4 protein-coding genes are annotated in these 7870 nt (G+C 64.8%); all 4 read right to left on the bottom strand.

Annotated elements, in window-relative coordinates; all coding sequences use genetic code 11:
• A partial coding sequence (locus A5678_RS12295) for a condensation domain-containing protein (RefSeq protein WP_231983652.1) occupies positions 1 to 1446 on the bottom strand: 1446 nt, incomplete at its 3' end.
• Between the two features lie 20 nt (positions 1447 to 1466).
• Positions 1467 to 3263: a thiamine pyrophosphate-binding protein gene (locus tag A5678_RS12290; protein ID WP_082945528.1), complete on the bottom strand. Its 1797-nt coding sequence runs from the start codon at positions 3261 to 3263 to the stop codon at positions 1467 to 1469.
• A 716-nt stretch (positions 3264 to 3979) separates the two neighbouring features.
• Positions 3980 to 5719: an AMP-binding protein gene (locus tag A5678_RS12285; protein ID WP_068042637.1), complete on the bottom strand. Its 1740-nt coding sequence runs from the start codon at positions 5717 to 5719 to the stop codon at positions 3980 to 3982.
• A gap of 517 nt (positions 5720 to 6236) precedes the next feature.
• Positions 6237 to 7870, bottom strand: a 1634-nt coding sequence (locus tag A5678_RS27895; protein WP_231983651.1) for a helix-turn-helix transcriptional regulator, incomplete at its 5' end; no start/stop codon positions are given.

The raw sequence follows: 7870 nt of genomic DNA, 5'->3' as shown, positions 1-7870 counted from the left end.
ATAAGACACATGTCGCACACCATCGACCACCGCCACCGCATCCGGATCGGCCGCCACCGCCGCCGCCAACAACTGCGCCGCCACCCCCACCGGGGCTCCCACCCCGGCACCAGACCACCCCGACAACACCAGCTCCCGCTCAGCGTGATCCAGCAACGCCACCTCGCCCACCAACACCGACGAATCGGTCAGCAAGAGGCGGTCAAGAACCAATTGCAGGCGGGCGATGTGCCTGGACATCTCGTCGGCGGTGTAGCGGTCCGGGTTCCAAGCGAATTGAATTCGGAGCCGACCGTCGACCGTCCGGGGATAAATGTTGAACGCCACGTCTTGGACGGTGAAATTGAAAACATTGAACGTCGCCTCCGATGGACCGAAACGGAACGACTCGATGAACGCCATTACGTTGATCACCGGGCCGAACTCGACGTTCATGTCGAGAGGGGCGGCATCGGCAATGAGGTCCGGCCAGCGCCGGAACTGTTGGTGCCGCAGCGCACCAATCAAATCCTTGCCGACCCGGTCGGTCAGTGCGGCCATGGTTTCCCCGTCATCGACGCGGACCGGCAGCGGCAACAGGTTCGACACCATGCCCGCGCATCTTTTCAGTGCCGCGGTTGTCCGTGCCGAAACCGCGAGCGACATCGAGACGTTCTGGCGCCCCGTCGTTTTCGCGAAGAAAACTGCCATCGTTGCGATCACTCTTGCTACCTCGAACGGGTCATGCCCGTTATCCGACAATCGGTTGTCGCAAACCAGCTCGTGCACCAGCGGGTGGCGGGGTGCCACCGACCTCCGCGTACCCGCCAGGTCGGTGACGTCCAAGGGCCCGCGCACGACCGTCTTCCAATACTCGGCATCCGCATCGCAGCGCGAAGACTGCTGATACTTCAGGTCTGCCTCGCGGATCAGCGCAAACTCGGAAAAGTCGACGACCTCGGCTGTGTCGGGGACTGACCCCGAATACACGGCGGCGATGTGCCGGACGAAATTGTTCGCGCCGTAGCCGTCGAAGAGAACGTGGTGCGTACGCATGTAGAAGTAGGACCGATTGTCGGCGATCCGCAGCAGCGCCAAGTCGCAGAGCCGGTCGCGAAGCGGGTCGAACGGCTGGCGGTAGTCGTTGTTCATCCAGCCGATCGCGGCGGCTGCCGGGTCGCTCTCGACGCGTAGATCGATGCAGCGCAGGGTCTGCGGAATCGAGCGGTCGACAATGAAGACCGGCTCGCCGTCACTGAGAGATGGTCGCGCGCATGGCGTGCCGAACCGCCTTGCCGCGGCTTCGCAGGCGGCGGTGAGCCTGTCGACGTCGACATCGTGATCGATCTCGACGTAACCGGCGAAGTTGTACGGGACTTCAGGCTGAAGTAGTTGAGCCGTCCAGATCGCCCGCTGAGCGGCGGTCAAAGGTCCCAGGATGTCGGCTTGCGTACCGTAGTTGAGCATGATGATGAAGAGCTTCCTATCTAGGCCGATGTAGGCATCGGAGGTGCGGTGACGCCGGTATGGGCGACCATGTCGTCAAGGGCTGAAACGACATCGGTTCTGGTCCCCGTTGTAACGTCCTGGCAATCAGTGTTTTTGACTGTTGATGACCCGAAAAATGTGGCAAAAGGCAGGATTTCGTCGGCGGCGCATTCGAGGCTGACGACCGACGGACCATCGAGTCGGAGCGCCGTGCGCATCGCCGCGCTGAAGTCATCGACGTCCGTCGCGTCGACCGCTGGAAGCCCAGGGAACATCGCCGCCAGGCCGGCCCCGAGCCGACTCGCCGTGAACCGGTTATGACTGCGCCTATTGCGGTGAAACTGCTGTTCGCTCGTCACAGACATCGCGTGGGCGTTGTTGTTGAACAGCACGAAGGTCACCGGTAGCCGGTACTGCATTGCGGTGTGCACCTCCATGCCGTGCATGAAGAAGGCACCGTCGCCGGCGATCACCACGACGCGCCCTTGCGACGTTTCATCTTTCGCGCGGGCGAACCCCATCCCGATCCCCGCGCCGAAGCTGTATCCCATGCCGCCCATGCCGAGCGCGACCGTGAACCGGCCCCTTCGTCGCACGGGCAGATAATGGACGGCCGCGGCGCCGGCATTGCCGGCGTCGACGACAATGTCCACGTCGCCGGGTAGCAGGCGATCGAGGACGTTCATGGCGTCCCGGTAGCGGACCCCCGGACCGTCGAACGGCGGCGGAGTCAGTTCCGTGCGCGATACCGCGTCTGGCACCCGAACACCCCTTGGCCGCCCCCGACCGATGAGTGCGCTCGTCAGCATTCGCAACGACGTGCGTAGGTCGTCGGAGTCGACATGGGTGCACGGGACGTACGGTGCCTCGGACCCGATCGAGACCGTGTGTGCCGCGGCCAGCGCATCGTCGAGGCCGGCGCGGGCGATCACCGGCAGCCGAGTCCCGACAACCAGGCACAGGGCGCTCCCGGCCACTGCTTCCGCCACACCGGGGTGGCCCATCACCCCGGTCACTCCAAGTGCGGACGAGGAACCGAAGCCGGGCGTGCCGGCGGCGTCCTTGGCATGGGGAACACACGCCACCCGCGCCCGAAGCACCGCGCGAAGTGTCGCCAGCTCGGCTCGTGCATCATCGCGGACTACCTGTTCACCCGCGATAATGGTGATCGGTCCGTTGGCCAGCTGCAGCGCTTGAATGATCGGCTGCGGGTCACCAATAGCGGGGACCCCCTCGGGCGCGTACCGATCCACGAAACGGTTGAGCGGCGCGGATGCCTCCTGAATGTCCTTGGGTAACAGCAATACCGCGGGGCCACCCGTCCTCGCTGCCGCCACGGCAGTGGGTAGAGCAGAGGCGATGTCGGCGGGGTCCAGTACGCGCCGGCAGAAGATCGACACCTCGGAAAACAGCGCCTCGGCGTTGAGCGAACCGTTGCAACCGCTGGTGTCCTCGAAGCTGCCGTGGCCATCCATCGCGGTCGACGGCTGGCCGACCAACGCGAGCACCGGCACCCGGCTGGCAAACGATTCCGCGAGGCCGGGAATCAGGTTGAGTGCCGCGCCTCCAGATGTCGCTGCCATCACGCCCAATGTGCCGCCACTGCGACTGAATCCGTCAGCCATCGCAGCGGCGGAAAACTCGTGTTTGGCCACCACGGCACTGACGTCCGAGCGCAAGCATGCGGCGTCGTAAAGGTCTTCGATGTTGGCGCCATCGACACCGAAAATGTGGTCGACTCCGATCGACGCGAGATACCCGACGATGTGGTCGGCCACGCGTTGGCTCTGAGACATAACTTCAACCTCTGGAAACGTCGTAGGGAATCGCGCGCTCCGATCGCCCAGGCACCCATACCCGCAATACGCAGTCTCGTTTGCGGCGACGACTGGGCGGCGCCCGTGCTCTGCTGCGTCAGTCGCACGGAATCGACTCGAGGGCGTCGAGTATCCGGTGCATGAGTGAGGCCAAACGCATTCTTGTGCAGCGTGTTTGGCGGTCTCCATGCGATCCACTCCGTGATCCCCGACCCCCAGGGGCGAACCGGCCATGCCCGCTAGGCAGGATGTCATGGGCGGGAGTTTATGTAGCGTCGCGCAGACGTCGTGGACCGATTGCTCCGACTTAGGTGGTGCGCGCGCAGAGATCGAGTAGTGACCGAGAAGATAGTGCGTGTGAACGTTTGGTCGCTGCCTTGTTCATCAGCGGACGCATGCTGTGGGCCCGTCCGCTGCCCGTAGCGCGCCTAAGGATCAAGCCGGTATCTGGTTGTGCAGCACAACTTTTCGGCTCGCGGTTGGCTAGATTGGCGAAGGCCATCTCTTGGATCCCACCCCGAAAGCCCCGATAAGCGTTGACTCAAAACGTATCTCGGCTCATCAGGTGGATGGGTTGGTCGCGATTGGTCGTAGATCGATCGTTCGACAAGCCGACCGCGACCAGTCTCAAACTCGGGTGCAGACGCCCGCTGACGGGAAGCGGGCGCGCCGCGGCCTCGGGCCGAAGGTTGCCGTCATGGCATCAGTTCCAGTCGATCGAATTCAGCCCGTCGGTAACGCTCGGCGCAGGCGGTGCGCCGAACTTTGCCACTGGTCGTGGTCGGGATCGAGCCCGGTGCCACAAACACCACATCGACAGGCCGCAAGCGGTGCGCGTTCGATACCGCTGCGGTGATTTCGCGCTTCATCGAGCCGAGCTTGTGCATCTGCACGTCGGACGTGCCCCGCGTTCTGACCTCCGCGACGGCGACCAGACGCTCCGTTCCGTCAGTCGGCACCGAGATGGCCGCGACACGTCCCTTCGTTATTTGTTGAATGGTGGCTTCGATGTCGTCCGGGTAGTGGTTGGTCCCGTGGACGATCAACAGATCTTTGATGCGGCCGATGATGAACAGTTCACCATCGGAGATCACGCCCAGATCCCCTGTCCTCAACCAAGGCGCCTCCGGCGTATCGGGCCCGGGACTGACTACGCTTGCGCCGAAAGTGCCGACGGTTTCCTCCGGCTTCTGCCAATATCCCTTCGCGACGTTGTCGCCGTGAACCCAGATTTCGCCGACTTTCCCGGCCGGATTTTCGATGCCGGTTTCCGGGTCGACGATCCGCAGAACGGTCGACCGGGACGTGCCGTGACCAATCAGCTGGACACCGCGGCCGGCTTCGCTGCCACACGGCTTGGCGTAGCCTCTGGAAAGTTTTTCGTCGTCGAATCGGACGCTTTTCAACGTGCGCCCTGCGTCGCTACTCGCCACGTACACCGTTGCCTCCGCAAGGCCGTACGACGGCCGTACCACCGTGTTTTTGAGACCGAAGCGGGCAAAGCGGTGCATGAACCGCTCTACGGTGGCGACGTGAACCCGTTCTGCACCGCTGGCGATCCCGACCACGTTGCCGAGGTCACGTCCGGCCATCTCCTCGTCCGATATCCGCCACACCGCCAAGTCGAAAGCGAAATTCGGCGCGGCCGAGAAGGTCGGGTGATCGGCGGCGAGCAGCTGCATCCACCGAGACGGCCTACGCAGGAAGGAAAATGGGCTCATCAGTACCGCGCTGCGCCCGGTAACCAGGGGACCACATATTCCGAGCAGCAGGCCCATGTCGTGATAGAACGGCAACCAGGAGATCAGTTTCATCCCGGTTGCCACCATTCCCCCGGTCAGATCCCTGAATGCCTGTTCGACATTTGCGAGAACGTTCCTGTGTGTCACGACGACACCGGCGGGGGCGCGGGTAGATCCCGATGTGTATTGCAGATACGCAGTCCCCGAAGACGCGCAGTGCACGGGCCGGACTCGACGCGGGACACCCAGATCCAGCGAATCGACCTCGATCATCGACGGGGCCGCTCCGCCATTGCAGCTATCCGCATACCTCCTGACTTCTGCTGCGGCGGAAGACGTCGTGAGAATTGCCGCAGGAGCGCAATCGCGTAATACAGCGGACGCTCGCTCGTCGTGGCTTCCGGGTTGCGGGGTCGGCAATGGAACCGCGATTGACCCGGCTTGCAGTGCACCCATGAAGGCGACGATGTACCCGAGTCCCTGTGGGGCCAGAATTGCGACCCGGCTACCACTCGAACCGCACCTCGACAACTCGTCGGCAACGACCTGCGCTCTTCGGTGGACTTGCCACCAGCTCAGGGTTTCGGCGATCCCGTTCGGGTCGACGTCGTAGTCGATATAGGTATATGCGGGCGCATCGGGCTGCCGGCTCGCTCGCTCCTGCAGCAGCGATGTGAGCGATAGCTCAGTCACGGCGAAATCCTCGATCGCTGAACGAAGACCTGCGGCACAAGATTCGGAGTGCGCAGCGATGGCAGGATCGCCCGTCCGGGCGAGTGACCGAGGATCGGCCCCATGGCCGTCGAACGGCGCCGCGGACCTGACCGTCCGGAGCCTGCGCGAGGGCGGATCGCTTAACACCGGCCGCCCAAGCCTTTTCCGGGGATCCGGCCGGCTCACGGTCATCATCCGCGCCGACGGAGGCCCAACCGGCCTTGCCTTCCGGACTGAATGTCATGCGCGGGAGCGTATGGTCCCGCGAACTGGCGTCGTGGTCGGATTGCCGTGAGTCGAGTGGTGCACGCGCCCGGTTAGAGTAGTGGCGCAGACGTTGAGGGCGTGGGCTTCATGCCGGTGGTGAACCCGTCGGCGCAAGCCCTGCGGGCGGCTCCAGCGACGAACAAATGCTCGAGGGGATGATAAGGCACCCGTATCGCACTGTCGGACTGCCGTTTTCGTCGCGCGTCGCGGCTGCGCGGTGCCCAGATTTTCAGCCGGCCGCGTGGTGGTCGTGCGACTCGTCGATGAACACCGCGTCGTCTCGCAACGTGTGGTCGGGCGCATCGCGGCTGATCAGGTGGGCGAGCTGGTCGCGATTGGTGATGCCGAGTTTGGCGAAGATACGGTAGAGGTGTCCCTCCACCGTTCGCACCGAGATGAACAACCGGTCGGCGATCTGGCGGTTGGACAATCCGGCGACGACCAGCATCGCGATCTGCCGCTCACGTCCGCTGAACGGCAGCGGACGTGCCGCGGCCTCGAACGCCGGCGTACGCAATCCGCATTGGCCGGCCAGCCGGTATGCCCATGTCGATGACTCGATTTCTTTGCCGCGCTCACCTCGGCGGGCGTGTTCGGCGGCCGCCTGGGCCGCCGCGTCGGCGGCAATCACCAGGGCGCCGAGATCGGCGAATTCACGTGCCGCGGCGTCGAGTAGGTCGCCGTCGTGGCGGGCTAGGGCACGCGCATGGTTGGCGACCGCCTCCGCCTTCGCGGTGTTCAGCGTGCTGGCGAGGTTCTTCAGCCGGGCGGCCTGCGAAGGATCGCCGAAGCGCACCGCTGTATGGCGCGCACGTATCTCCACAGCGTCGATGCCGTACTGCTGCGCGAGTCGCGCTGCCTGTACCGCGTGCGTCCGAGCGGCCGTCATTTCGCCGACGGCTGCGCGTTCCCAGGCCCGGGCAAGCTCGAGCTCCGGCGCGAACACCGCGACCTGCGGTCCGTAGGCTTTTTCCGCGCACTTCAACGCGGCGGCGGCCGCCTCACCATCTCCGCGCGCGCCTTCGCCCTGCGCCCACCAAGCCGCCACCAGCATCAACCAGCCCAGCGGAAACCCTTGTGACATAACTGATGTCGCGTCCTGGAGGACCGCGCACGCATCCGGTAGGGCGCCGCGGGACAGGTGTATCAATCCCAGCATCGCCTGCGCCATGGCGTCTGCCTGGGGTACACCGGCGGCCGTGGCGGCGTAACGCTTCCAGACGTCTTCGGCCGCTGAATAGTTGCCTGCCGCCGCCTGGGCCATGACTTCGGCCAGTCCGCTGACGAATCCATACGGTCCCAGCCGGCCGTGCGTCGCCGCTTCCCCCCTATTGGCGACCTGTTGAACGTCATCGGTCCGGCCAACCAGGGCCAACGCCCACGTCGTCGGCGTGATCGCCCACACGATCGTCGAAGCCGGCTGACCGGGTGCGCACAGGGGCAGCCCTAGCTCGATCGCCGTCGCGACATCTCCGGTGAAGCACGCAATTGACGCCTCGGTAGCCGAAACCAGACTCGCGGTCTCGCATGACTTGGCGTGATTTCTGGCGTCGGCAAGTGCCGCGCGTGCCTGCTCAACGCGCCCGCAATCGAAGAACAAGTTTGCGGCCCGCCGACAGGCCCACTGCACGGTCAGCGACTCGTCGGCGCCTTCGGGGTCGGCGTCGGCGAGCACGATCGCGGCCTCGTCGGCGCGGCCCTGCCAACTCACCGCCTCGGCGAGCACGATCGCGGCCGCCAGGCCGCCGCCGCGATCGACCGCGAATCGCGCCAGCTCCTCGGCCAAGGCGATGTCCGACATCGCCAGCGCGGCCGCCGCGGCCTCGATGACCACATCGAGGTCGGGATCCAGATCACTACGCA

The organism is Mycobacterium sp. E2733, assembly GCF_001667585.1.
GTDB lineage: Bacteria > Actinomycetota > Actinomycetes > Mycobacteriales > Mycobacteriaceae > Mycobacterium.
This window is presented reverse-complemented; position numbering and strand designations above follow the sequence as displayed.